Here is a 25,868-nt window from a genome sequence, read left to right on the forward strand (position 1 = left end):
ATCTTGCCTGCCCCCACATTCTCTTACGATCTCGCTCATGAAACGCATTTCGCTTCGCCTGATGTCGATCGGCCTGTTCTTGGTCGGATTTTTCGCCTCCTCTGTTTTCGCCGCCCCCAAGCCAATCAAGGCGTTGTTGGTGACCGGGGGTTGTTGTCATGACTACGACAGCCAGAAAAATCTGATCAAGAAGGGGCTCGAAGAGCGCGCGAATATCGAGGTGACGGTCGTCCACCAAGGGGGCTCGACCACCGATACGAAGATTCCGCTCTACCAGGGTCCAGACTGGGCCAAGGGCTATGACGTCATTTTGCATGACGAATGTTTCGCCGGCGTGAAGGATCCGGCCTGGACCGCCCGGGTGCTGAAGCCGCACCAGGAAGGCGTTCCCGGCGTAGTCATTCACTGTGCGATGCACTGCTATCGAGATGGAACCGACCAGTGGTTCAAGTTCTGCGGCGTTACCTCGCATCGACATGGCGCTCAATATGCCCATGAAGTGCTGAACGTCGATGGCGAGCACCCGATCATGGAAGACTTTGGCGCCGCGTGGGCGAACCCGAAAGGCGAGCTCTACCATATTGAAAAGCTCTGGCCGTCCGCGCACGCGTTAGGTGTCGCCAAGAACCAGGCGAGCGGCAAGCCCGAAACCTGCGTTTGGGTCAATCAATACGGCGATACCCGCGTTTTCGGTACGACCCTTGGTCACCACAACGAGACGGTCAGCGCCGACAAGTTCCTCGACATGCTGACTCGCGGAACGCTCTGGGCCTGCGACAAACTAAGCCCCGAATATTTAAAGGATGAAGGGCCGAAGCTGGTTCAAGTCAGCATGGCCAAAGGGAAGCCGGCGACCGCTTCAAGCGAAGAGTCGGGCAAAGGCAACTTCAAAAAGCTGGCGGTCGATGGCGATCCTTCGACGCGTTGGTGTGCCGGCAATGGCAGCGCTCCGCAGTGGCTGACTGTTGACCTGGAAAAGCCGCAATCGATTGACGGCTGCCAGATTCAATGGGAGTCAGACCAAACGATCTATCGCTACAAGGTCGACGTCTCTGCCGATCAGAAAACTTGGAAGACGGTCGTCGATCAATCGACCAATGAAAAGAGTCGCAATCACGAGTATGAATTCGCGGCCGACGACGTCCGCTACGTTCGCGTGACCTATCTCGGCAGCAATACCGGCGGATGGGGAAGCATCCGCGAACTGGCGGTTTACGGCAACCAGTGGATGACCGTCGATCCTGAGGCTGCCGCCAAGCAAGCCGATGAGAAACTGCTGTCGAAGGTGAAAGTTCCGGAGGAGTTTGACGTGACGCTGTTTGCGTCGCCGCCGGCGGTCACCTATCCGGTGTATGTCGCCGCTGCACCCGACGGCGTCGTCTATGTTTCGGTCGACAAGAACGGCTCGCTCGATCGTAAGCCGACGCGTGGCGCCATCTACCGCTTGCGCGACATTGATGGCGACGGTCGGGCTGACGAATCGAAGCTGTTCGTTTCGGATGTCGACTCCCCCCGCGGCCTGGTGTGGGATCGCGATCGCTTATACGTGATGCACCCACCCCATCTGAGCGCCTTCATCGATCATGACGGCGACGGCGTTTCCGATGAACAGAAAATTCTGGTCAAGAACATTGCGTTCGATTTCAAGGGACGCCCGGCCGACCATACGTCCAACGGCGTCACGCTGGGGATCGACGGTTGGCTCTACTTGGCGATTGGCGACTTTGGCTTTATGGAAGCGGAAGGCGCCGACGGAACCAAACTGCAGTTCCGCTACGGCGGCGTGTTGCGGGTTCGCCCCGATGGCAGCGGTCTGCAGGTTTACTCGCGCGGTACGCGAAACATTCTTGAGGTTGCGCTCGATCCGCGTTTGAGCGGTTTTACCCGGGACAATACGAATGATGGCGGCGGCTGGGATATCCGGCTGCATCACTTCAGCGGCATCGAAAACCATGGCTATCCGCGGCTCTACATGAACTTCGGCGACGAGATCATCCAGCCGTTGGCCGATTACGGCGGCGGCTCGGGCTGCGGGGCTTGCTACATCAGCGAGCCGGGGTTCCCAGGCGACTATGGCGATGCGATATACACCGCCGACTGGGGCCGCAGCATGATCTATCGTCATCTGCCGACCCCCAATGGCGCCACCTTCGCCGCTGACCAAGAGGAGTTTATCAAGCTTCCCCGCGTGACCGATCTGGACGTTGACGCCCAGGGGAACATCTACGCGACTAGCTGGGAAGGCGCCACGTTTACCTACAACGGCGAGCATGTCGGCTCGATGATCCGCGTGACGCCGAAGGGATACCAGGCGAAACCGGTTCCTGACTTTGCGAAAGCGACGTCGGCGGAATTGATTGACCTGATCGCCGATTCGGCCAGTCATCGAATTCGTCTGGCGGCGCAGCGCGAACTGCTGGCCCGCGAGGTGGATGACGCGTCGGTGTCGGCGTTGACGCAATTGATGGAGAACAGGTCGGCGCCGCTCGATAATCGAATCGCCGCGATCTACACGCTAAAGCAATGGCTCGGCGTGAAGAGTCACCAGGCTCTGGCTGCGGCAGCCGCCGATGAAAGCATTCAGGCCTTCGCGATTCGCGCGCTGGCCGATCGCTGGGATCAGGAAGAGCAGGTTCCGGCTGAACTGCTATTGTCTGGCTTGAAGTCGAGCGACGCTCGCACGCAACTGGAATCAGTCGTCGCGCTCACCCGACTGGGAGACGTCGCCAACGCTGCCGCCATCGCCGAACTGCTCGACAGCAGTGATCCGGTGATCGCCCACACCGCGGTGCAGTCGTTGGTGGTGTTGGAAGCGGCCGATGCGGCTTTGGCCGTGATCGACGATCCGAAGGCGTCGCCGGCGAAGCGGACTGGCGCCATTCAAGTTGTGCAGTCGCTGCACGATGCGGGGGTCGTCACCGCCCTCATCGAACGTTTGAAGAAAGATCACGACGCCGCGCGGCGTCGTGATCTGCTGATCGCGTTGGCGCGACTCTACAACCACGAAGGAAAGTGGACCGGCCAAAGCTGGGGAACGCGTCCCGATACGCGCGGACCTTACTACCAGCCGGAGCCATGGGCCGAGTCGCCGCGGATCGCGAAGGCCCTGAAGAGCGAATTGGAATCGCTCTCGCCGACCGAAGCGGAGTTCCTGCTCACGCAGTTGGCTCGCCACCGCGTCGATCTGGACGGCAGCTTGCAACTGGTGCTGGCTCGCGCCGCCAACGACGCCAAGTTCGTTCCGGCCGCGGTCACCAAAGTCGCCGCGGGCGATTCGTTGCCCAGTGAAGCGGTTGAGTTGCTGAAGAAGGTGGTTGCTGACGACCAATCTGATCCGGCCGTCAAATCGGACGCCATCGTCGCACTGCTGCGCTCGCAAGACAAAGACGTTCTGGCGGCCGCCTACGGCGGGCTCGATTCGTTGAAGCAAAATGGCAAAGCGAAGGCGCAGTATCTGGCGGCGTTCGACGCGTTCAAAGATACCAAGCGGCTCAGCGGCGCGGTGCATCAGCAAAACGAGATGGCGGAACATGGAGAGGGCGCTGCGGCCGTGTGGTCGGACGCCGGTCTGGTTCTGCTTTCATCCCAGAAGAAACTGTCGCCCGAGGTTTCGGCCGTCGTGTCGAAAGCGATCGAGTCTGGCTGGAATGATCGACCCGCTTTGCGGCTGGACGCGGTTTACCTGGCCAACGACCGTCAGGCGGAAGAAAAGATCGTCGACCTGATCGCCTCGAGCGATCCCCAGGTCAGCGCTGCCGCCCAGCGGATCGCCGACGCCTGGCAGATCAAAACCGGCGCGCCAAGCGGGCCGAAGCTGAAGACAATGAAGCCGGAAGAGGTGATCGCTAAAGTGATGAAGATGAAGGGAGACGTGAAGCGAGGCGAACAGCTCTTCGCCAAGCTGACGTGCAATCGCTGTCACACGGTCGATCCGAACGAAAAGCCGATCGGCCCCTACTTGCCGCAGGTCGCCAAGACCTACAAGCGAGATCAAATGGCCGAATCGATTCTGTTGCCCAGCAAGACGTTCGCCCAAGGGTTCGTCACCAACATCTTTTTGTTGGATGACGGCCGCGTGATGACCGCCTTCGTCACCAGTGAAGCGGCCGACGAAATCGTGATCCGCGATGAGCAGGGGAACGAGCACAAGCTGGATCCCGATTCGATCGACGCGCGGAAGAAGAGCGAGGTCTCGGTGATGCCGATCGGACTGGCCAACGAGATCACGCTCGAGGAATTCGCGTCGCTGGTCGACTACCTGGAGTCGTTGGCCGCGAAGGCGCCTGACGCCAAATAGCGTCGGCGACTTTTCGTAGCCCGCTTTGCCGTTTAAGCTGGCGGTTTTCGCATTCCTTTGCTCGCGAGACCGCCTGATGTCTGACGAAACGCCCTCGCTCGATACGTTGATCGATCGCTTAACGACCGACGAGCAAACCTCGGTCGCCGCTATCAAGGCGATGATCGCCCAGTTCGTCGCCGAGCGGGACTGGCGGCAGTTCCACGCGCCCAAGAACATCAGCATGGCGCTGGCGGTTGAAGCGGCCGAACTGATGGAGCATTTCCAGTGGCTTACCGTTCAGGCCTCGCGCGAGGTGACCGCCGATTCCGATAAGATGACCGCCATTGGGGAAGAATTAGCCGATATTCTGTGCTACGGATTAGCGCTGGCGAATGAGCTGAATATCGACGTTGCCGCCGCCATGAACGACAAAATGCGGAAGAACATCCGCAAATACCCCAAAGACGAGTATCAAGGGCGGTATGGCAAGGATGATCCTGGCCAAATGAAATAGTCACAAACGGCTTCACGATTTGCCCGGGAGTTGCCGGTTGTTTCAGATCGGATTAGGCTAATAGATTGGACGCCGCTTACCTCTCGCCCCCGGCGTCGTCGCCCCCCGCAAGCCCGTATTCTTTCGTTCCTTACTCCAAGGTCGATCGTCGTGAAGTTATTTGCCCCGATTGTTGCGCTGGCGCTGTCATCGCTGGCTTTCGTTTCCTCCTCCCACGCCGAAAACGACGTTCCCGAACCGGAAACGCCGCAAGTGGCGCCCGACTCCGACGAGGGGAAGAACGCGATGTCGGGCTTCCAGATGCCGGAAGGGTTCCAGATCGAGCTGTTCGCCGCTGAGCCGCGGATCGCCAACCCGGTCGCCTTTTGCTTTGATCCGACTGGTCGGGTTTTTGTCGCCGAGACCTTCCGCCAAGGGAAAGGGGTCGAAGACAACCGCGGCCACAACTATTGGCTTCAAGATGACCTCGCGGCGCAGTCGGTCGAAGATCGCCGGGCCTACATCCTGAAGCATCATCCCGAAGCGAAGGACGACTACACCAAGCATGACGATCGCATTCGCTTGATCGAAGATCGCGACGGCGATCACAAGGCCGATCATGACTCGGTCTTCGCCGACCACTTCAACGACATCGTCGAAGGTACCGGCGCCGGCGTGATCTGGCTCGATGGCGACCTGTTCTACACCAACATTCCGAATCTCTGGAAGCTGCGCGATACCGACAACGTTGGGATCGCCGACCAGCGAAAAGCGCTGCACACCGGCTATGGCGTTCGGTTTGCGTTCCGCGGCCATGACATGCATGGTCTGGCGATCGGCAACGACGGCAAAATCTACTACAGCATCGGCGACCGTGGCTACAATGTCCGTAGCGAAGGGGGCGTGCTGAAGGATCCGGCCAGCGGCGCCGTCTTCCGCTGTAATCCAGACGGCACCGAACTCGAAGTTTTCTACACCGGCCTCCGCAATCCGCAAGAGTTGGCGTTTGACGATTACGGCAACCTGTTTACCGGCGATAACAACTCCGACAGCGGCGACCAGGCCCGTTGGGTTTATCTGGTCGAAGATGGCAACAGCGGTTGGAACATGGCCTACCAATATCTCAGCGATCGCGGTCCTTGGAATCGCGAGAAGCTATGGCATCCGTTCCACGAAGGTCAGGCCGCCTATCTGACCCCGCCGATTCGCAACTTTGCCGATGGACCGAGCGGTTTGGCTTACTATCCCGGCGTCGGCTTGGGCGAGAAATACCGCGGGACGTTTTTCCTGTGCGACTTCCGCGGCGGTCCGGCCAACAGCGGCGTTCGCAGTTTCAAGATGAAGCCCAATGGCGCGACCTATGAAATGGTGGAAGACGAAAAGCCGTTCTGGCGGATCCTGGCGACCGACGTTGATTTCGGCCCCGATGGCGCGATCTACATCAGCGACTGGGTCGATGGTTGGGACGGTCTGAACAAAGGTCGGCTCTATCGCTTCTTCGATCCGAAGGAAATCGATCAGCCGATCGTCAAAGAGATGCAGAAGTTGCTTGCCGCGGGCTTTGGCGATAGGCAGAACGACGAACTTGCGAAACTGCTGGCCCATCCTGATCGTCGCGTTCGCCAGGGCGCCCAGTTTGAGTTGGCCAAACGCGACGCTTTGGACGTCTTCAATCAGGTCGCTTCCAGCAGCGACGATCAATTGGCCCGCTTACATGCGATCTGGGGAATCGGGCAAATTGCGGACAAGCTTCGCGATGTTCGCGAACGTGGCGAGCCGGCCAAGCTGCTCAGCGAAACGCTGGTAAAAGACGCCGATCCAGAAATTCGCGCTCAAGCCGCCAAGGTGTTGGGCGATTTGCAACTGCCAGAGTCGCTGGTCCCGCTGCTCGACGACGACAACGCCCGGGTGAAATACTTCGCCCTGGTCGGAATCGGCAAGGGAGATCACTTTGGCGATACCCGTCAGATGTATGATCGTATCGTCGAAATTCTCGCCGAGAACGACGATCAAGATCCGGTGCTGCGGCACGGCGCCGTGATGGCGTTGGTCGGCGGTCGCAACGTTCAACAGATCGGCGACTTGTCAAAGCATGATTCGGTCGCGGTGCGTCGGGCCGCGGTGGTGGCGCTGCGACGACTGGAGAGCCCGTCGATTGTTCGCTTTTTGGGCGACGGCAACGAGTCGGTCGTGCTGGAGGCGGCTCGAGCGATTCATGATCTGCCGATCCAGACGGCGATGCCGCAGTTGGCAGGGCTGATCACCCGCGGTTTGCAAGACGACGCGCTACTGCGTCGCGTGCTGAACGCCAACTTCCGCTTAGGAGACGCCGAGTCGGCCGCCGCGCTGGCCGCCTATGCCGCTGACCCGAATGCCCCGGAAGCGATGCGGGGCGAAGCGCTGGCGATGCTGGAAAACTGGGAAGAGCCGTCGCCCCTGGACCGAGTGCTCAACTTCTATCGTCCGCTCGAAAAGCGAGATGTGGAAGTCGCCAAGGTCGCTCTGGTGACGCAGTTGCCAGGCCTGCTGGCGAGCAGCGAAGAGATTCGTAATCGTTCAGCCAAGCTGGCCGCGAAGTTCGGCATTAAGGAAGTGGCGCCCGTCTTGGTCGCGCTGATCACCGATGACAAACAATCGCCGCAAACGCGGGCCGACGCGCTGGTCGCGGCGGTGGCGCTCGATTCGAGCGAAAAGCAGATCGTCCTTGACGCCCTGACGTCCGACGTGCCGGAAGTTCGAGCCGCTGCTCGTTCGCTGCTCGTGACCGTTGCTCCCGAACAAGCGATCGCCAAGTTAGCCGAAGGGGCTAAGGCCGACTCGGTTGTTGAGCGGCAGCAGGCGCTCGCCGCTTTGGCCGAAGCCAAGTTGGATGGCGCCAGCGAGGCGATTGCCGATCGTTTGACGGCGCTGCTGGCCGGCGAAGTCCCGGTCGACTCGCAGCTGGACGTCATCTTGGCGGGCGAAGCGATGCGTGACGACAAAGCGGTCGGCGAACTGCTCGGCAAGTACGAAGCTTCGCTCGACCCCGACGATCCGCTGACGGTCTACCGTTCGGCCTTGGCTGGCGGCGATGTTGAAAAGGGACGCAAGATCTTCTTTGAGAAGACCGAAGTCTCCTGCGTCCGTTGCCACCGCGCTCAAGGAGTGGGCGGTCGCGTTGGTCCAGAACTCGACAAGATCGGCATCGAGCAAAAGCCGGAATATCTCTTGGAAGCGGTCGTGTTGCCCAACGCCAAGATCGCCAAAGGTTTTCAGTCGGTCATGGTGCTGACCTTCGATGGCCAAACGCTCTCGGGCGTGCTGAAAGAAGAAAACGACGACACGCTCAGCATCGTCAATGCCGAAGGAAACCTGCTAACGATTCCGCAGGATGACATCGATGCCCGTAAGGCGGCGAACTCGCCGATGCCGGAAGATATCTACAAGCATCTTTCGCGTCAGGAAATCCGCGACCTGGTCGCCTTCCTGTCGAGTCTGAAAGGCGCGGCCGGCGGCGGAGGACACGAGTAGTCTTTTCGCAGCTGACTTGATCGAAATGAAAGAGCGGACGTCCAATTGGGGCGCCCGTTTTTTTGTGGAATTGCCGGTTTGCTTGGTCTCGCAGGGCGAAAATCTGGAATGCATCGCTGCGTTGGCGTATCTTGGACGTATCTCCTGTCCCACCTTCCCGCCTACTTGAGAGCCTGCCGCCATGCCGATTCGCTCCCTATTCGCCTGCCTGGCCTTCACGCTGTTTTCCTTCGCCACCCTGTTGGCCGATGAACGTCCCAACGTGATTCTGGTGATGGCCGATGATCAAGGTTGGGGTGACGTCAGCTACAACGGGCACAAGGCGATCAAGACGCCGCAACTGGATCAGGCGGCGGCCGAAGCGGTTCGCTTTGATCGTTTTTATGCGGCGGCGCCCGTTTGTTCGCCAACCCGCTGCAGTGTGTTGACTGGCCGCAATCCCAATCGCTCGGCGGTTTACGCGTGGGGTTGGCCGATTCGCCCGCAAGAGATCACGTTGGCTGAACGTCTGAAAGCGGCTGGCTACACGACGGCTCATTTCGGCAAGTGGCACCTTGGCTCGGTGCGCAACGACAGCCCGGTCAATCCTGGTCAGAATGGCTTTGATCGTTGGGTCAGCGCACCCAACTTCTACGACAATGACCCAGTCCTCTGTGATCAGGGGAAGGCGGTGAAGTTTAAAGGAGAAAGCTCGGACGTTACCGGCGACTTGGCGATCGATTGGATTCGCGAGCAGGCGGAGAGCGACAAGCCGTTCTTCGCCGTCGTCTGGTTCGGTTCGCCTCACTCGCCGCATGTCGCCGCTGACGCCGATCGACAGCTTTACGAAGATTCGCCGAAGAAGTTTCAGGACTACTATGGCGAGATCACCGGGATCGATCGGGCCTATGGTAAGATCCGCAGCACGCTAAAAGAGCTCGGCATTCGCGACAACACGATCCTGTGGTACTGCAGCGACAATGGCGCCGACAAAGCGAAAGGTTCGGCCGGTCCGTTTCGCCAGAAGAAAGGTTCGATCTACGAAGGCGGCTTGTTGGTGCCGGGCATTCTCGAGTGGCCTGCTCGTTTTCCCCAACCGGAATCGACCGAAATGCGCGTCACCACCTGCGACATCTTCCCCACGGTGTTGGCCGCCGCGGGATTGTCGCCAGACGCCCAGCGACCGCTCGACGGCGTGAACTTGTTGCCGCTGTTGGCAGAAAAGTCCGACAAACGGCCGAGCCCGATCGCCTTTTGGCAAACGCCCAATCGCGGCGTGTCGACGCCGTCGGACCAATGGATGAAGAGCTTGATGGCCAAACAAGAGTCGGGCGGCGATTTGCCGGCCGACGAGGTAAGCGTGAACGCGGCCCAGTTGCCGTCGCCGCCGATCTCGACTGAAAGTTTCCCAGGGCATGCCGCGCTGACCGATGGCGATTGGAAGTTGCATCGCATCGAGAACGCCAAAGGCGCCGTGAAGTTCGAGCTGTACGATCTCGCGAACGATCCGTACGAGAAAGAGACCGTGTTGACGCAATATCCGGACGTCGCCGGCAAGCTGAAAAAGCTGCAGAACGATTGGCAAACTTCGGTCGTCAACAGTCTGAACGGCGCCGATTACAAATAGCCGCAGCAGGCCAACTGTCCAACCACTTTCGGCCGATTGGGGCGACCTGTCTAGCGAATCCCGTGGGGCAAGTCGCTCCTGCGCGAAAAATGATCATGGCGGGCGACGAGATCGCGACGCATGCTACGCTTCGCGATCCATTGAATTGTACGCGAAGAGGAGAGTAGCCATGATCGACATGCAAATGACCAACGAATGGCGCCACGTTTGCGATCGGCTTGAAGCCGCGGCCGATCGACATGCGGCCGCCGAGGTGCACGAGAGGTTCGCCGAGTTCCCGAAATTGCGCGAGCACTACGCGAAGTATGCCCCGCACGGGTTTGAGATCGTCGGCGTTAGCAGTACGTCGAAAGCAATGAAATCCCCTGGATTGTGTTGCACGAACAGGGAGAGAAAGAAACGTTGGGCTGGAATCTGCCGATCGCTAAGGAATATGGCATCAACTCCATTCCCTGCCTGATTTTTGTCGGCGCCGACGGCAACGTGATCACCAGCTTGAGACGCTGTTTCCCGACGTCGACTAACACGTCGCTGGACGTGACAATTCGATCAGATGTCAACCGCGTGGAGGGCCGGACCTACTTCCACGCGGTTCTTTCTTTGCGCGTCCGTTATTGCGATGGCCGCCAGTAATAGGCCGGGGCGTCGAGGGCCGCGATGTCGAGATAGTCGCTGCCGGTGATCGGCTGGCCCTCAGCGTCGCCGCAGTCGCTGGGCGTTAGCGGACGCCAGTCGGGGCAGCGGTGATAGGACTCGAACGTCTGTTGGTCGAGCGGGTAACGCTGCAGCGCGGCTTGCTGCCACTGCCAGAGCGACCCTTCGTTCGAGCCATGTTGCAAGTGGGGAAAACGGAGCTGGACCGCGTCGTCATCCCAGCCGCATGCCGGGCAGGTCTCGTAGCTGCCGGCCGGCTCGTCAAACACTTCAAATCCACAGACAGGGCAGGGGTACGGCATGGTGGTCGTATTTTCCAGGCTCTGATCGTTATCGGCGATAGAGGGAAGCGGGTTTTGGGGAGTTTGTTCCGGTCGGAGGGAAATGCTACAAACAGAAGGCCTTTCTGCTTTGTCGTTTTCCCCCCTAGCGTTTCCCATATTAATTTCTATGTCTGAAGATAACGGCAGAACCGGATCTGTAAAACTGGTCGCCGTTGTGCTTGTTCAGCTGCTGATCGGCGCTGGGATTAGTCTGATCGGCATCCTGCAGATCAAGACGAATATCGAGGACGTCATGCAATGGCTTCCCGATCATTCCGAGGAGCGGGATCTGTACGAGGAACTGGTGGCGCAGTTTGGCGTCGACGACTTTCTGGTGGCGACGTGGGATGGCTGTACGGTCGAGGATCCTCGGCTGACGCTGGTTCAGCGACGTCTGCAGCAGGAGGACGATCTGGGGCTGATCGCCCGCACCGTCTCTGGCGGCGACCTGATCGAAGACGCGGCGGCCTACGAAGATGCCGACGCAATTCGAGAGCGGTTTCAGGCCTTCTTTTTTGGTGAACAGGATCAGACCTGCATCGCGATTATCCTGACCAAAAAAGGAATGACCAGCCGGTTGAAATCGGTCGAGTTTGTGAACGAAACGGTCCGTGCTGGGGTCGGACCCGACGCGACCGACGTGTTGGTCGTCGGGTATCCGGCGATTTCGGCGGAGGGAGATCGTCTGATTCGCAAGAATCTGGTCGAGGCGCTGCTTCCATGTTGTTTACTGGCGACGGTGGCGGCCTGGTTCTTCTTACGCGACTTGCGGCTGGTGACGGTAATCTTTCTAACTAGCGGCATTGCGGCCGGCAACAGTATCGCCTTTGTTACCTTGACCGGTCACATGTGGGGCGGGCTGACGTCGGCGATCCCGGCGCTCACCTTTATCCTGACGGTGTCGGGGACGCTGCATCTGGTCAATTATGCCCGCGGCGCCGATCAAGAGCAGATCGCCACAACGGCGCTACGGCTCGGCTGGAAGCCATGTCTCTTTTCGGCGCTGACGACCGCAGTCAGCATGTTGTCGCTCAGTCATAGCGAATACCAGGCGATTCGCGAGTTTGGGTTCTTCTGCGCTGTCGGCGTCGTGACCTCCGTCTTCTGGCAGTTGGCGTTCGCTCCCTGGGCATTGCAACTGATCGCGGACGCAATCGCGATTCCGCGCGCCGGAATGTCGTTGGTGCATATGCACGATTGGACCGCTTCGCACCCGCGGATTGTGTTCGGCGCGTTTATGGCGACATTGGCCGTTACCGCCGGCGGCTTGCTGCGGTTGCAAAGTGGGCTGAAAGTCGAAGAGATGTTTGGGACCCACAATACGGTGATTCAAGAGGTCGCCCAGTTCGAGGAAAAGATCGGTCCGATTGACCAGACCGAACTCCTGATCGTGTTTGCCGATCCCAAGCCTGCGGAGTTTGCCGAGCGGGCCGCGGCGATGCGCCGCTTGCAGATGGTGCTGGAACGCCTGCCGGAAGTCGACGCCACGCTGTCGGCTGCCGCCTGGCTTCCTCCAGAGCCCCAGCGTCGCGGGTTCGCCGGCGTCAGCGCCCGCGTCGTCTATCGTCGCCGCCTGGCCGAAATGCGTCAGCCACTGGTCGAAACGTCCTACTTGTCGCTGGGGACAACCGAGGCCGAAGCGGAGAGCGAAACGTGGCGAGTCAGCATTCGTTTTCCGCTTGGCGACAATGTCGACTTCTTCGCGCTGCGTGATGTCGTTGGTCAAGTGGCGCAGGCGGAGCTGGCCGATAGCTTCTCGCCAGGGGAGTTCCAGATTCGACAAACTGGCGTTGGCCTGCTGTATCATGTCGCCCAAAGCAAGCTGATGGCCGATCTGTTCTACAACTACCTCTTGGCGTTCGCGGTGATCTGTCCGCTGATGATCCTCGTGCTGCGATCGCTGACCCTGGGCGTGTTGTCGATGATCCCGAACTGCTTTCCTGCAATTTGCTTGTATGGCGCGATTGGCCTGTATGGTCAGCCGATCGACATCGGCATTGCGATCGCGGGTTGCATCGCCCTGGGAATTGCGGTGGACGACACAACTCACTTCATGCTGCGGACGGAAGAGATATCCTCTCGCGGCGGAAAGACAGGCAAGATCAAATACAGCGCAATCCGCACCGCCTATTCGCAATGCTCGCGCGCGATGTTGGCCACCACCTTGATCGCGGCGGTTGGGCTGGCGGCATTCTTGAACCAGACGCTGCTGGTGATGGCCCGGTTTTCGTTGGTGTTGATTCTCTCGCTGGCGATCGCGCTGGTCTGCGACTTGCTGCTGCTGCCGGCGCTGCTCTACACGTTTCCGGTCACCGATCGAGATTCGCCTGGCGACCAGGGCCAGGCGAGTTTTCCTGCGACGTCCGACGGCGACTAGCGCGTCGGACGCACCGCTTCGTCGGCCGCCAGCTTGCGATCGCAATACTTCGGGCGACCATTTTGACAAGCGCCGTTCGCCGGCGCCTTCCTACCGGCCTCCTTTTGCTCGCGGGCGATCGCCAGCGACTGGAAGACGCTCAACGCGGCGTCGACGTCATCTTCCGTCAGCGACGCGGTCACCGTGGCGCGGATCCGCGGTTTGTCCATCGGCACCGCCGGATAGAAGACCGGAACGACGAACAGGCCGTTGTCGCGGCAATATCCGGTCGCTTCCAGCGTTTCCTGTTCGGTCGGGAAGATGATCGGCACGACCGCCGATTCCGTCGCCGGGACTTCGTAGCCTAGCTCGCGGAGGCCGTTGACGAACTGATCGCGCAGCTTCCGCAAGTGCCCCGCCAGGTCCGGTTCTTTCCGGATGATCTCGAAGCACTTCCGCGCGGCGCCAACCTGGGCGGCCGGCAGCGAGGCCGAGAAGATGAAGCCGCGGGCGTTGCACTTCAGGTAGTCGATGATCTCTTGTCGGGCGGCGATGAAACCGCCGCAACTGGCGATCGACTTCGAGAGCGTGCCCATCTTGATGTCGATGGCGTCGTCAGGCAGGTCGAAGTGTTCCTGGATGCCGCGGCCGGTCTCGCCAATCACGCCAAGACTGTGGGCTTCGTCCACCATCAGCATGGCGCCGAACTTGCGGCATAGTTGCACGATCTCCGGCAGGGGAGCAATATCCCCTTCCATCGAATAGACGGCGTCGACGACGACCAGGATCCGTTTGCCGGTGTGCCGCTTCAGCTGCGCTTCGAGCGCCTGCAAGTCATTGTGGGGGAACAGCTCGAAGGTGGCCGCCGAGAACTGACAGCCGTCAACGATGCTGGCGTGATTCAATTCGTCGCCCAGCACGACGTCTCCCTTGCCGACCAGTGCGGCGATGGTCGCCAGGTTGGTCATGAAGCCGCTGCTGTAGACGATCGCGTCGTCGGAATGGAAGAAGTCGGCGATTTCCTTTTCCAGCTCGCGGTGAGCGTCGAAGGTGCCGGCCAACAACCGCACGCCATGGGCGCCGGTGCCGTACGATTGAATCGCTTCTTCGGCCGCCTGATTGATCTCGGGGCGATTGATCAAACCCAGGTAGCTATACGACGCCATCATCAGCATCTTGCGATCGCCGACATGAACGTAGCTACCCTGCTGATGAGCGATCGGCGTGCCGAAGTAGTCGTGGCCGGCGTCACGAAAATGCTGAATCCGCTTGATCTTCTCTTTGTAAAAGTCGAGGTAGTCTTCCTGCGACAGCGGACCGCATTTATCGCATGCCTTCGAAACGCCCGGGACGCGACGGCTAAGGAACTGGCTCAGCTCATCAATGGTGTGATGATCGTAAAGCGTGTCGGCTTCGATCGCGCAGCCTAGTTTTTTCTCGAGTCGCGTACCAATATCGGCCGCGGCCAGCGAGTCGATCCCCAGCGAGGTGAACGTCGTGTGTCCGTCCAGCGGCGGCAGACGTTGTTCCTCATCGACCGACCATTCCTTCAGCGTCTCGCAGATCAGGGAGGTCAGTTCCTCGGAGCCTGACAACGAAGTTTCGACCGTTTCCGGCGTTCGCACTTCGGACTCGAAGAGGATCTCGAATTGACCTCCTTCAAACAAGCGTTTCGTCAATTGACGCTGAACCTTACCGCTGGAGGTAGTCGGGAACGTCGTCGGGCGTACGAAGACGAGATCGGTCAGCGATACTTCAAATTGATTCAGGATGTCGCTGCGGAGACCATCGATCTGATGATTCAATTCGACCAGTTCGCCATTGGGGCCATGCGGAGAGTTCGACCAGCGAACCATCTCACGCGATCCGGCCGCGACGACCAGCAGTTTTTCTTCGCCGGCGGATTCGACCGAAAACGCGGCGCAGCAATTGGGCTGAATGGCGTCGAAGCGTCGTTCGACCAACTCTTCAATATCCTGCGGATAGATGTTGCGACCGCGAATGATGATCAAGTCTTTCAAGCGGCCAGTGACGTACAGCGTTTCGTTGCGAATAAAGCCGTAGTCGCCGGTTCGCAGCCAGTTGCGATCATCGCCGGCCAGCTTGGCTTGAAAACCATGGAGCGACGCTTCGGCGCGTTGCCAATAGCCGCTGGCGACGCTATCGCCATGCGCCCAGATCTCGCCTACTTCATTCTCGCCGCATGCGACCGAAGTTTCCGGATTGACGATCCGGACTTCTAAATCGGGACCAATCTGGCCACAGCTAACCAGCGGACGACCTGCCGGCGTTTCGATAATGCGGTGCTGTTCCAACTGCGCGAGATCGACCGTGACGACCTCGGTCTTGCTCAAAGGAGGACCGCCTGAGACCAGCAGCGTCGTCTCCGCCATGCCGTAGCAAGGGAAGAACGCGTCGGGATGAAAGCCGCACTCGGCGAATTCGCGGGTGAAACGTTCCAGCGTTTCGGCACGCACCGGTTCCGAACCATTGAACGCGACGTTTAGCGATGAGAGATCAAGCGTTCGCTTTTCCTCCAAAGTGATGCGTTTTGCGCACAGCTCGTAGGCGAAGTTGGGGGCGCCGGTCACGGTCGCCTTGTACTTTGAGACGGTCTCGAGCCATTTCATCGGATCGCGGAGGAACGTATTGGGCGCCATCAAGATCGATGGTGCGCCGACGAACAACGGACCGAGGATGCCGCCGATCAGTCCCATGTCATGGAACATTGGCAGCCATGAGACCATCACCGTCTCGAGCGAAAACTGGAAGTATTTCTGAATCAGCAGTTCGTTGGCGACGATGTTGCCATGCGTCACCATCACTCCTTTCGGACTCGCCGTCGAGCCTGACGTGTATTGCAGGAACGCCAATTGGTCGGGGCGTAGTTCCGGCAGTTCGACGTTGTCGCCATCGGGCAACTGGTCGGTGACGACAAGGGAAGCGCCCGGGACCGATTTAGCGATCACCCCTTCGACGTTCTGCCGGGTCTCCGTCGAGCAGAGGAGCAGCTTGGGCGTGCAGTCTTGCGCAATCGTCAAAATCCGATCGGCGTTCCGGTTCCTTTTGGGGGGGTACGCCGGGACGGCGACGATGCCCGCGTACAGGCATCCTAGGAAGGCTTCGATAAAGGTGATGCCGGCCTGGTACATCAGCAATGCGCGATCGCCTGGTCGGGCGACCGTCAGCAGGCGCCGTGCGATCTGTTGAGCGCTCGCGTCAAGCTCGCGAAAGCTGATCGAAATCGTCTCTTCGTCCGACTTCAGAAATGTGAATGCGGTCTTATCTCCATGCGAATCGACGTGTTTGCGGAGCGCTTCGAGGAGGGTAGCGGGTTTCTTCATCGGTTACCTTCAATGGTAGCGGCACGAAGATGCGGGGAATCAACTGGATGGATGCCGATATACCTAGAAGTCAAATTACCCAAGATATCTACAGTCCCTATTACAACCACAATACCCAATGCCAGCGAGTTAGCAATCCTCTACAACCCGGAATTGGTGGGGGTAACCGTTGTTGACATGCAATTAGTGCGCAGAGTGGGAGGGGATTGAGGCCGCGCAACGCATCGCAGTAAAGCAGCAAACCGTTACCGATTTTGCACGAAAAATCGCTCAGTCTGCCGCCTGTTGCGTCTCCGGTTTCGCAGGCCGAGGGGAATGCGGTATCGCGTACTTTGTCGGGTAGAACCCACCCTTATTGCGAGCCAGTGGGACCAGGAAGGCGATTCTAGCGCGACTTAGCGGGAGGATTCATGCGGCGAATTTCAATTCCACCGATGTCGATTTTACCGCCCTTATTTTTTCATCCAATAGCTTTGCAGAGGGGATTTTGGAAGTCTCTGATATCGCGAGCCAGCTGCCGCGTCACAGCAAGTTTTTATGGTTTTTCCTAAAACCCACTTGCGAAGTTGCTGGCTTGAAGTTTGCAAGCTAATGTTTTGTTGTGGGGGCAAGCGAAGTGCGGTTGGTGGGCAGGCACATCAACTCGCATCTCAGAAAAAAAGCGCAGTAGAGAGCGTCGTGCGATGGGACTGGCAAAGCGAAGTATCGTGCATGTGGACGATTCGAGAGTGATCCTCGAAAAGGTGCGTGACCTTCTCTCGGAGCTCGATTTTGAGGTCGCCTCGGTCGACGATCCAACCCGCGTCCCGGAAGTTCTCGAAGAAACCGGCTGCCGAATTCTCGTTTCCGATCTCGAAATGCCGCAGATGACCGGCCTCGATCTGTTGAAGAAGATCAAAGGAGACGATGGCGGAATCAGCGTGATCATGCTGACCGGGGCCATCGGGCCCACGGCTATCGCGCACTCTAGGCAATTTAGCCTAGCGCGGCAAGCGAATCTTTGCGACAATCGTTCTCCATCTGAACACTTCTCAGCGGGAGATCGGCGTGGCGAAGAGCGGCAGGAAAAAGCGGATCACGAAGCGGGTTGTCGCCGAGGCGGAACTGCGCGAGTTGGCGAAATATTTTACGTCGCTCGACGACGCCCGGTCGCATGTGAATCGGCGGCATAAGTTGACGAACGTCATTTTGATTTCGATGTGCGCTGTGATCGCCGGCGCGAATGGACCGACGGAGATCGAATGGTGGGCAGAGGCGAACGAAGACTGGCTCGCCGAGCACCTCGGCGAAGACTGCGGCGTTCCGTCGCACGACACGATCGGGCGCGTGCTGCAATCGCTGAAGCCGGACGCGTTTCAAGAATGTTTTGAAGCGTGGTTAGCGTCGTTGCGAGTCGCAGTCAACGACGCGGACGACGCCCCTCGCGAGCACCTGGCGATCGACGGTAAGACGCTGCGGCGTTCGCACGCCGGCAAGAGAATCTGGGGCCGCTGCATGTCGTCAGCGCCTGGGCGACCGAGCGTGGACTAGCGATCGGCCAACAAGCGACCGACGAGAAGAGCAACGAAATCACGGCGATTCCCGAGCTTTTGCGCCGTATCGAAGTGCGTCGCGCGATCGTCAGCATCGATGCGATGGGCTGCCAAAAAGAGATCGCCCGCCAGCTGATTAACAATGAAGCGGACTTCGTCTTCAGCCTCAAGGGAAATCATCAACGGATTCACGCGGCGATCAAAAGTTACTTCGAAGAGCACTTCGCCGACGACTTCGCGCGGATCAACGTGCGGAAGTTTGAAGAGCAGGAAGAAAGTCACGGGCGACAAGATCATCGCACCTATTATCAGTTCGCGGTTCCCAAGGATCTGCCTGGCTCGGGCGGTTGGGTCGGCCTGCGAACGATCGGCGTCGCAATTCGCATGACGATGGAAAAGGGAGTCGAAACGTTCGACGTGCGATACTTTCTGACAAGCCTGCGAATGGGGGTGCAGCAACTGGCTCGCGTGATCCGGAAACACTGGGCGATCGAGTCGATGCACTGGTCGCTCGACATGACGTTCCGCGAAGACGAGTCGCGTCTAAGAAGCCGCCAAGCGGCCGACAATTTAGCCTGGCTCAGACGCTTCGCATTGTCCTTATATAAGCAGCATCCCGGCAAGCAAAGTCTGGTCATGAAACGCCGCCTGTGCGGCTGGAGTCCCGACTTCCTGACGGAAGTGCTTGTGGGGCAAGGGGGTTAGTTTGCGATGGCCGTGGGTGTTCGTAGATCACGGATTATTTTGCCGCGTCGACACTCAACAGTCCAGCCTGTGGCTGGACTAGTTCTGGCTGTTCGAAGAAGTAAACGGATGAACCCCGATACGAGACACGCTTGTTTATTGTATGTTGCCATACGTCGTTCGGCGATTTGGAAATGGCCGGATCGAGCTCGCCGAGCTTCTGTGCTTCAACAATCTCGCAAGTCTCAGGATAGAGTGTTGTTGCGACATTAATAAGCTGCTGCAGATCATATACGCAGCGTATGTGACGACGTTGGCAGAAACGTTTCGTTGAGGACTAGACAGTTTACGACCGTTTTCGAAGCCTGACCGTGAAGGAAATCGGGGCCGACGTAGATGGAGAGGTTTCTCGACCTTTCGTAGATGTGGAAGCTCTCCGGCTGCTCGCCGTTGTCCTGTGTCGCGACGAAGAATGTCGGCTGCACGGGTTCCGTGCTGGTACGTGCAAAGAAGCCGTCGGGAAGCGACGTCTGACGTTCCAGTTGGTCAAACCGTTCGTTTGGCGCATGAATCAGTTCTCCGATATGCCGCAACGAGTCGGGGCTGGATACATCCTGCACGGCGCCGCTCTCCTGAGCCGGCCCAAAGTATAGTCGTACGAGGGCCAACAGGAGTTGCTTTTCGACGAGCGAAACTGACGGTCCGGCGTCAATCGCCATAATCTGCAATGAGCTGAGAAAATCTGCATTGGAGGGCAACATAATGCGTTCTGACCGAGTGTGATTAACTGGGAATGGAAGATTGCGGAAGGAAACGCCTATTGCGGTTGCTCAAGCATGTACCTGCTGCGCTAAGTGATCTGCAAGTCGGAGCGCTAGTGCGCCGAGCGTTAGCGACGGATTGGCGCACGGAATCGCCGGAAACACGGAGTTATCGCAGGCGTAAATGTTCTCGTAGGCCTCAAACTTCAGGTCCGTGTTCACAACACCGGTTCCGTCGTCGCTCATGCGTAGCGTACCTCCCGCATGATGCGGCGTGCCCTGGTTGCCGTTTCCGAGGCCGGAATCCGGATCAACTCCCGGCACGCGGAAGAAATCGAGCAGGCGATTGCGAAGTTGCTTGCACTCGTCGAAATACTGTTCGCCTGCTGGATTCCGAGCAACTTTGACAGCCAATCGCTGATCAGCGCTCTGAATTTGAACCCAGTTGGCGTCGTTGAGATCGCTGGCAAAGATGAACGTAAATTTGATCTCCGATTGAGCGTTGCTGCTTAGACGTTGGCGTCGGACGTCGTCGTCCGAGTGCCGCAGGTCCCAAAACCAGCCATTTAGAAGAATCTCCACGTTGAACGAATGCGACTGGCTATCCGCCTGCTTGTGCTGCATAAGAACCTTCGCGTGCAGATTTGGATCGCCAAATGGATGAGGGGCGCCATTGGGAAGATGACTTGGAATGTTGTACCCGAAGTCCTCGCCCCCATGCGAGAAGTAGGCGGGATGGTCAGTCAGTCCCCGGCCGATTTTTCCATTCGGGTCGTTCAAGTTGCTCTGCAGCGCGAGCCGCGGGCTCTCTAACGAGCCGGCGCTTAGCACGATGCGATCGGCCGTATAGCGGCGCCGACGATTCCCAGCCAGGTCCTGACAAATGACGGCCTTCGCGCGACCGTTCTCCGTTTCGATTTCCGTGACCAAGTGGTTTAGATTGACCGTCAGATTGTCTCGACCGGCTTTTCCTTCGAACGCCAGCGAGTCGAGGAGCAAGTCGGCTGACGAAAAGACGCCTGTGGGCGTCTCCAGCACGTCGTCAAGCTGGTTGTCTGGTTTCAGGTTCGGCTGATGACGGGATCGAGGAAGGTCTTTGCACAGAAAATCCGGGAAATTGCCGCTCAAGTCGTCAAGCAATTGATTCTGAAACTCTCCCATCGATTGCCGCTTGCGCATCAATCGCTCCGCCTGATCATAACCGTTGTGGGTGAGGTAATTGCGAATGACCGAAGGCCAAGAGGATAGTTCCCAGTCGCGCATCCGCGGGATGAGTCCTGACCAAAAGACGGAACGTCCGCCCAGACTCATTTGCACGCCGCCCAAGAGTTCTGATCCGTCCTTGTTTTCGAAATTGTTCACTTGGTGCTTGCCCGGCAGGCTCACCCAGTCGCCGGGCAGATTGTTGATATGCGACGGATATGCGACGCCTCCGGCGTCCAACACCAGCGTCTTGACTCCTTTATCGGAAAGGGCGTCGGCGAGAATCCCGCCTCCCATGCCAGACCCTATGATGATGACTTCGTAATGAATCTCTTCGTTCGTGTTGCCGACTACTGGGTACTCTCGACCTTGGGCTGCCTCTGAGACAAAGTTATCGTAGGGTATTCGGAAGCGCGTTTCGGTTGACGAAAAGGTGACATCCTCTTCCATAAAATGATGATTGTTGTCAGGGTCTAGAGACTTGTTATTCTCGACCATCCAATGGTCGCCATCGAGCAGGAACTTCATGACGATGCCACGGGGGAAAGCCGACTTGGGCAATTCGAAGTGCCACGCACCATACCGGTACAGGCCCAGCAGGTCGCGCGCCCAACCCGCCTCAGCCGTGCGTATTGTGACGCGGTGATTCGGGCGCCAACGATCTGTATGAAAATGCAACCAGAACGTGGGTCCTAGTGCAGGTGACGTTCGAGACGTTGTGACGAACGCCGCCTCGTTGGCCAGATAGGCAAGGCGAGCGGATTCCGCAAAGGCTGGATTGCCCTTCGGGGGCAACGCGGCTTCCGACGCGATCTTGGAAGCTTCTTGAAGGTCCAAGGGGCCCTGAAGATTCTCGGGCATACCGCTGTGATATGGGTATAAGGCCATTTGCTACCTCGCGACGGATTCATTGCAGGCTGATACGATTTCTGATCTTGTCTGGGGAAGTTTCCCTCACTGGCGAGATTATCAGACAGTTGAACGGCTCAGCCAACTCCCCTCTTCGAAAACGACCGACGCGTGAGGTCTTTGGGCCCTGAAGTTCGAAGAGGGTTTCCACTGCTCCGAGCGCCGCAACAGAATCTGGATTGCCCCACTTCCGCTGAAACAAATCACAACGAGTTCCGCCAATCCCAAAAGAGAGTATTGTTACGAAGAGGTTGAGCTATTGTCAAATGTCGTGTTCTTGAATGATTGAAAAAAGCGGCGCATCCTGTTGATGTCATCACACTTCGAACGGCCCAACGCGGGCACAAGGATACGCCATGATCAAGATTAAGACCGACGACCAAGCCACGCCAGTAGGCGAACAAGATAATTCCGCAACGATTTCTCTTGCGGCTTTTTCGGACCAGAAGAGTCCGCTCGATGAGCTTGTCCGGGAAGGAGCCAGACGCATGCTGCAGGCGGCGATCGACGCCTTCGTGGCTCAGCACCAGGATCGACGCGATGAGCAAGGGAGGCGATTGGTGATCAAGAACGGCAGCCTGCCGCAGCGTGAGATTTTGACGGGTGCAGGTGCAATTCCGGTCACGCAAGGACGCGTTCGTGACAACACGACCGATCCCCAGCAGCGAGTCTCATTCACGCCGAGCGTGCTGCCAACTTACTTGCGGAAGACGGCGGCGATCGAAGAATTGATTCCGTGGCTCTATCTCAAAGGGGTTTCGACCGGTGACTTCGGTGAAGCGTTGCAGTCGCTGGTTGGCGAGAAGGCCGCAGGCCTCAGCGCCAACGTCGTCGTTCGGTTGAAAGAGCAATGGGGCGCAGAATATGACGAGTGGAGCAAGCGTGATTTATCGGACAAGCACTACGTTTACGTCTGGGCCGACGGCATTCACGCCAAGGTGCGGTTGGAAGACGACGCCAACAAAAAACAGTGCCTGCTGGTGCTGATGGGAGCGACCGCCGATGGCCAAAAAGAATTGATCGCGGTGCTCGATGGCTATCGCGAGAGCGAACAGAGCTGGCATGAACTGCTGATTGACTTGAAGCAACGCGGCCTGGCGATGGCTCCGAAGATCGCGGTCGGCGACGGCGCGCTCGGCTTTTGGGCGGCGCTGCGGAAAGTCTTTCCCGAAACGCAAGAGCAACGCTGCTGGGTTCACAAGACGGCGAACGTGTTGAACAAGTTGCCGAAGAGCGTGCAGCCGAAAGCGAAAGCCGACTTACACGAAATCTGGCAGGCGGAAACGAAGCAAACTGCGGAGAAGTCGTTCGACGAGTTCCTGGAAAAATACAAGGCGAAGTATTCCGCGGCTTGCGAGTGCCTGCGGAAAGATCGCGACGTGCTGCTGACGTTCTACGACTTCCCGGCCGAACACTGGGGCCACCTGCGAACAACCAACCCCATTGAATCAACGTTCGCCACGATTCGCCTACGTCATCGCCGCACGAAAGGCAACGGAACCCGGCGAGCAAGCCTAACGATGATGTTCAAGCTGGCCCAATCGGCCGCGAAGAAATGGAGGCGATTGAACTGCTGCGAAAAGCTCTCCCTCGTACTGGAAGGACGTTCCTTCCAAGACGGAATCCTGCAGGGTAAGGCCGCCTAGTTCAATCATTCAAGAACACGACATTTGACAATAGCTCCGCCAGCCAGGCAGAGAAGGGGGAGGGGAATTCGATGTCGATTTTCGTCGGCATCTCGAATTTCGCTTCCGCCGGTATCGGGCCAATGTGGAAGCCTGGCGCCATTCGAACGCCAAGCTCGCAGGCGACGCTCACGTTTTCTCCTGACTCGGTCGTAATAACGCGCACGCCCCACTCGATCGGATTTTCTTCGGTCGGGCTTTGTGCGGAGACCAGCGCCGTGATTTTCGACTCGGAATCGTCGGTGTTCAGCGCAGGCTTGCTGTCCGAGGTTTCTTCGTTGATCATGCGCGGCTTGCCCTGGTAGAACCAGACATATCCATGATCAATGTGGCGGGGGCTGGCATTATCGGGATCGAGGTATTTCGGCAATAGCTCGCCGATTTCCGACATGCGGTCTTTGCGTTTCGTCTGGGCTGGCGCCGCCTCCCACTCGGGCTTTATTTTCTCCTTCCAAGCGGCGCTAAACTCCTCATCGGTTCCCTGAAAGGCTCGTTTGGCGGTCGAGTAATAGTCGCCACCTTCCTCCCAGAGCGCCATTTCAAGGTGGTATCGCTCGAACGCTAGTTTTTCAAACTCGGCAACCTCGGCAAGGCGTTTGCGATTGAGGTCGGTGTTGTAGTGCTCGTTGATGAATTCGATCACGCGAGAGATCGACTGCGGGGAAAGTCGGCGGTCGCTGATCGAATTAGGCGGCCGCACGTCGGCGAGGTTCAGCAAGCGAATGCAGATTCCGTCCAGTACTCCCTCTTGAACGAAATGTTCGCCGCTTCGCGCGGTTGCCATTAAACGCCTGAAGAGAATCTGCAAGGCTCGGTTAGCGATCGTATCGCGGTACAGCGATTCGAGAGAAATGTCATCTCGGCCTGCAATGTCGCGCAATCGGCGATCGAAAGTCGATTTTTCCGCATAGAAGCCAAGTGAGTGGAAAGGTCCAAGTCCTTGAATCTTTTGAACTTTGCGCGGCTCCGCCAGAGTAATCAAACCTGATTGATTGGGGCGACGAAACGCACCAAAACCTAGGTCCAGTTCCAACGGCTGTAGAAAAAACTGGAAAACAATTGCGAATGGCCACGAATTCGATAAAGTAAGAGGGCTTCCCGTTATTCCATTCTTGCGGGTATGTTTCGCCTCATCCCTTGTAGCTGTTCCGAAAGCTCCCCATGTCTCATTCGAATCTCCGACCGCGCGTAGGGTTTACGCTGGTCGAACTGTTGGTGGTAATCGCCATCATCGGCGTCTTGATCGCCTTGTTGCTACCCGCCGTTCAGCAGGCCCGCGAAGCGGCTCGCCGGACGCAGTGCCTGAACAACCTCAAGCAGGTGGGACTGTCGCTGCACAACTTCCACGACACGTACGGCGAATTTCCGCCGAGTCGCGTCGCGTATGGTTACCTCGGCTGGTCGGCGATGCTACTGCCATTCATGGAGCAGAACAATCTCTATGATTCGCTCACTCTGACCACCAACTACGCTGGCCAAGCGGCGGCGGCTCAACAAACGGCGATCCCTGGCTACGTTTGCCCCAGCCGGCATAGCGTTGGCGATTTAACGACGACGCTGGAAACGATCAATGGGACCAACGCCAATGACAAGGGCGCCGTTTGGGATTACGCGTCGTGCGATGGCGACTCAGGAGACGACTCGCGATTGCGGCGGACAACTTCGACCGGCATGTTGATCATCGCTGACGGGAACGCCAGCAATTATAAGTCGCTGACGAACATGGCGGCGGTCACCGATGGTCTGACCAACACGATCGCCATCGGCGAAAAGCATATTCGCCAGACGAATCTGTTGAGCGAAACGGCCGGCGGCGACGGGCCGGTTCTCAGCGGTTGGGCTTACACGACGATGCGGGCGGCCGGGCCAGGCTATCCGTTGGCGAAAGGTCCCCAGGATACGGTCTCTGGCGTCGAAAAGCTGGTCTTTGGCAGCTTTCATCCGGGCGTGACGAACTTTGTGTTGGGAGACGCCAGCGTTCGCTCGATTGCGAACAACATCGACACCACCAACCTCGGCTATCTTGCCAATCGCAAGGATGGCGAGGTGATCAGCGTCGATTTCTAATCGCTTGCCAGGCAAAGCGAGCGCCTTGGGAGCTTAGCGTTTAGCATGAAACGTTCGAACTTTACCGGCTGTCTGTATCTACTGACGGCCGTTACGCTTGCGATTGGGTGCGCAGCCGAATCGAAAACGCATCCCGTGAATGGCAAAGTCCAGCTGTCGGACGGAACGCCGGTGCAGCGCGGCATCGTCGAGTTTCGTACCATCGGCGAAGATGGCGCCACGATCAACGCCCATGGCAAGATCGAGCCGGACGGCACGTTCCAGCTGACGACGTTTGAAGAGCTGGATGGCGCCGTGCTGGGGGAGCACCAAGTGATTGTCCTCAATCCGGCGACCACCGATGGCGGGCCGGTCGTGCGAGCGCCTTATCCTGATAGGTATCGAAGGTACGAATCGTCGGACCTGAAGGTGACGGTTGAGCCGGGGCCAAATGATATCGTCGTCGAGCTGAGCCGGAAGTAG

At 58.4% G+C, this 25,868-nt stretch carries 15 protein-coding genes and 1 pseudogene; 11 read left to right on the plus strand and 5 right to left on the minus strand.

Going from position 1 to position 25,868, the window contains the following annotated elements; all coding sequences use genetic code 11:
* The first annotated feature begins 37 nt into the window (after positions 1-37).
* The 5 genes from Enr8_RS02150 to Enr8_RS02170 all read left to right on the plus strand — a co-directional run bounded on the left by Enr8_RS02150 (position 38) and on the right by Enr8_RS02170 (position 10,521).
* Positions 38-4,297, plus strand: coding sequence for a DUF7133 domain-containing protein (locus Enr8_RS02150; RefSeq protein ID WP_146428975.1), 4,260 nt, complete (start codon positions 38-40; stop codon positions 4,295-4,297).
* A gap of 76 nt (positions 4,298-4,373) precedes the next feature.
* Positions 4,374-4,793, plus strand: coding sequence for a nucleotide pyrophosphohydrolase (locus tag Enr8_RS02155; protein ID WP_146428976.1), 420 nt, complete (start codon positions 4,374-4,376; stop codon positions 4,791-4,793).
* A 150-nt stretch (positions 4,794-4,943) separates the two neighbouring features.
* Positions 4,944-8,282, plus strand: a complete 3,339-nt coding sequence (locus Enr8_RS02160) for a PVC-type heme-binding CxxCH protein (RefSeq protein WP_146428977.1) — start codon at positions 4,944-4,946, stop codon at positions 8,280-8,282.
* A gap of 181 nt (positions 8,283-8,463) precedes the next feature.
* The gene (locus Enr8_RS02165) at positions 8,464-9,888 is read left to right on the plus strand and encodes a sulfatase family protein (RefSeq protein ID WP_146428978.1); all 1,425 of its coding nucleotides are present in this window, start codon (positions 8,464-8,466) and stop codon (positions 9,886-9,888) included.
* A 402-nt stretch (positions 9,889-10,290) separates the two neighbouring features.
* Positions 10,291-10,521: a hypothetical protein gene (locus Enr8_RS02170; protein WP_146428979.1), complete on the plus strand. Its 231-nt coding sequence runs from the start codon at positions 10,291-10,293 to the stop codon at positions 10,519-10,521.
* On the opposite strand, the gene Enr8_RS02175 is transcribed toward Enr8_RS02170, so the two are convergent.
* Positions 10,500-10,844 carry a CPCC family cysteine-rich protein gene (locus Enr8_RS02175; RefSeq protein WP_186767385.1) on the minus strand — a complete coding sequence of 115 codons (345 nt, stop codon included), beginning with the start codon at positions 10,842-10,844 and terminating at the stop codon, positions 10,500-10,502. The genes Enr8_RS02170 and Enr8_RS02175 overlap by 22 nt on opposite strands.
* 148 nt (positions 10,845-10,992) lie before the next feature.
* Between Enr8_RS02175 and Enr8_RS02180 the strand changes: the two genes are divergently transcribed.
* A complete protein-coding gene (locus Enr8_RS02180) occupies positions 10,993-13,242 on the plus strand; it encodes an efflux RND transporter permease subunit (RefSeq protein WP_186767386.1) in 2,250 nt (749 codons plus the stop codon).
* On the opposite strand, the gene Enr8_RS02185 is transcribed toward Enr8_RS02180, so the two are convergent.
* Positions 13,239-16,565, minus strand: a complete 3,327-nt coding sequence (locus Enr8_RS02185) for an aminotransferase class I/II-fold pyridoxal phosphate-dependent enzyme (RefSeq protein ID WP_146428982.1) — start codon at positions 16,563-16,565, stop codon at positions 13,239-13,241. The two genes, Enr8_RS02180 and Enr8_RS02185, sit on opposite strands and share 4 nt — an antisense overlap.
* Positions 16,566-17,248: 683 nt before the next feature.
* On the opposite strand from Enr8_RS02185, the gene Enr8_RS26540 reads away from it, so the two are divergent.
* A complete protein-coding gene (locus Enr8_RS26540) occupies positions 17,249-17,737 on the plus strand; it encodes a response regulator (RefSeq protein WP_146428983.1) in 489 nt (162 codons plus the stop codon).
* A pseudogene (locus Enr8_RS02195) lies at positions 17,640-18,802 on the plus strand (ISAs1 family transposase). Before Enr8_RS26540 ends, Enr8_RS02195 begins: the two are co-directional and overlap by 98 nt.
* Positions 18,803-19,068: 266 nt before the next feature.
* Here Enr8_RS02195 and Enr8_RS02200 read toward each other — a convergent pair.
* Together Enr8_RS02200 and Enr8_RS02205 are read right to left on the minus strand one after the other, a co-directional pair.
* Positions 19,069-19,542 (minus strand): hypothetical protein, encoded by a 474-nt coding sequence (locus Enr8_RS02200; protein ID WP_146428984.1) that lies wholly within the window; start codon positions 19,540-19,542, stop codon positions 19,069-19,071.
* 69 nt (positions 19,543-19,611) lie between these two features.
* On the minus strand, positions 19,612-21,582 hold the full coding sequence (locus tag Enr8_RS02205; protein WP_186767388.1) for a GMC oxidoreductase: 1,971 nt from the start codon (positions 21,580-21,582) through the stop codon (positions 19,612-19,614).
* Positions 21,583-22,010: 428 nt separating this feature from the next.
* Here Enr8_RS02205 and Enr8_RS02210 point away from each other — a divergent pair, with 428 nt between their 5' ends.
* The gene (locus tag Enr8_RS02210) at positions 22,011-23,300 is read left to right on the plus strand and encodes an IS256 family transposase (protein WP_246119915.1); all 1,290 of its coding nucleotides are present in this window, start codon (positions 22,011-22,013) and stop codon (positions 23,298-23,300) included.
* A gap of 1 nt (position 23,301) precedes the next feature.
* Here the strand turns inward: Enr8_RS02210 and Enr8_RS02215 are convergent, their stop codons facing one another.
* Positions 23,302-24,123, minus strand: a complete 822-nt coding sequence (locus Enr8_RS02215; RefSeq protein WP_146428986.1) for a hypothetical protein — start codon at positions 24,121-24,123, stop codon at positions 23,302-23,304.
* Between the two features lie 377 nt (positions 24,124-24,500).
* Between Enr8_RS02215 and Enr8_RS02220 the strand changes: the two genes are divergently transcribed.
* Together Enr8_RS02220 and Enr8_RS02225 are read left to right on the plus strand one after the other, a co-directional pair.
* Complete coding sequence (locus Enr8_RS02220; protein WP_146428987.1) at positions 24,501-25,406, plus strand: DUF1559 domain-containing protein; 906 nt, start codon at positions 24,501-24,503, stop codon at positions 25,404-25,406.
* A 45-nt stretch (positions 25,407-25,451) separates the two neighbouring features.
* Positions 25,452-25,868, plus strand: coding sequence for a hypothetical protein (locus tag Enr8_RS02225; RefSeq protein WP_146428988.1), 417 nt, complete (start codon positions 25,452-25,454; stop codon positions 25,866-25,868).

The sequence above is a fragment of the Blastopirellula retiformator genome, assembly GCF_007859755.1.
In the GTDB taxonomy this organism is placed as follows: domain Bacteria; phylum Planctomycetota; class Planctomycetia; order Pirellulales; family Pirellulaceae; genus Blastopirellula; species Blastopirellula retiformator.

What these genes read in the sequence shown, in the direction of transcription:
- Enr8_RS02150 (WP_146428975.1), top strand. Translation starts at nt 38, where the DNA reads ATGAAACGCATTTCGCTTCGCCTGATGTCGATCGGCCTGTTCTTGGTC.
- Enr8_RS02155 (WP_146428976.1), top strand. Translation starts at nt 4,374, where the DNA reads ATGTCTGACGAAACGCCCTCGCTCGATACGTTGATCGATCGCTTAACG.
- Enr8_RS02165 (WP_146428978.1), top strand. Translation starts at nt 8,464, where the DNA reads ATGCCGATTCGCTCCCTATTCGCCTGCCTGGCCTTCACGCTGTTTTCC.
- Enr8_RS02175 (WP_186767385.1), bottom strand. Translation starts at nt 10,844, where the DNA reads ATGCCGTACCCCTGCCCTGTCTGTGGATTTGAAGTGTTTGACGAGCCG.
- Enr8_RS02180 (WP_186767386.1), top strand. Translation starts at nt 10,993, where the DNA reads ATGTCTGAAGATAACGGCAGAACCGGATCTGTAAAACTGGTCGCCGTT.
- Enr8_RS02185 (WP_146428982.1), bottom strand. Translation starts at nt 16,565, where the DNA reads ATGAAGAAACCCGCTACCCTCCTCGAAGCGCTCCGCAAACACGTCGAT.
- Enr8_RS26540 (WP_146428983.1), top strand. Translation starts at nt 17,249, where the DNA reads ATGGGACTGGCAAAGCGAAGTATCGTGCATGTGGACGATTCGAGAGTG.
- Enr8_RS02200 (WP_146428984.1), bottom strand. Translation starts at nt 19,542, where the DNA reads ATGTTGCCCTCCAATGCAGATTTTCTCAGCTCATTGCAGATTATGGCG.
- Enr8_RS02210 (WP_246119915.1), top strand. Translation starts at nt 22,011, where the DNA reads ATGATCAAGATTAAGACCGACGACCAAGCCACGCCAGTAGGCGAACAA.
- Enr8_RS02215 (WP_146428986.1), bottom strand. Translation starts at nt 24,123, where the DNA reads ATGGCAACCGCGCGAAGCGGCGAACATTTCGTTCAAGAGGGAGTACTG.
- Enr8_RS02220 (WP_146428987.1), top strand. Translation starts at nt 24,501, where the DNA reads ATGTCTCATTCGAATCTCCGACCGCGCGTAGGGTTTACGCTGGTCGAA.
- Enr8_RS02225 (WP_146428988.1), top strand. Translation starts at nt 25,452, where the DNA reads ATGAAACGTTCGAACTTTACCGGCTGTCTGTATCTACTGACGGCCGTT.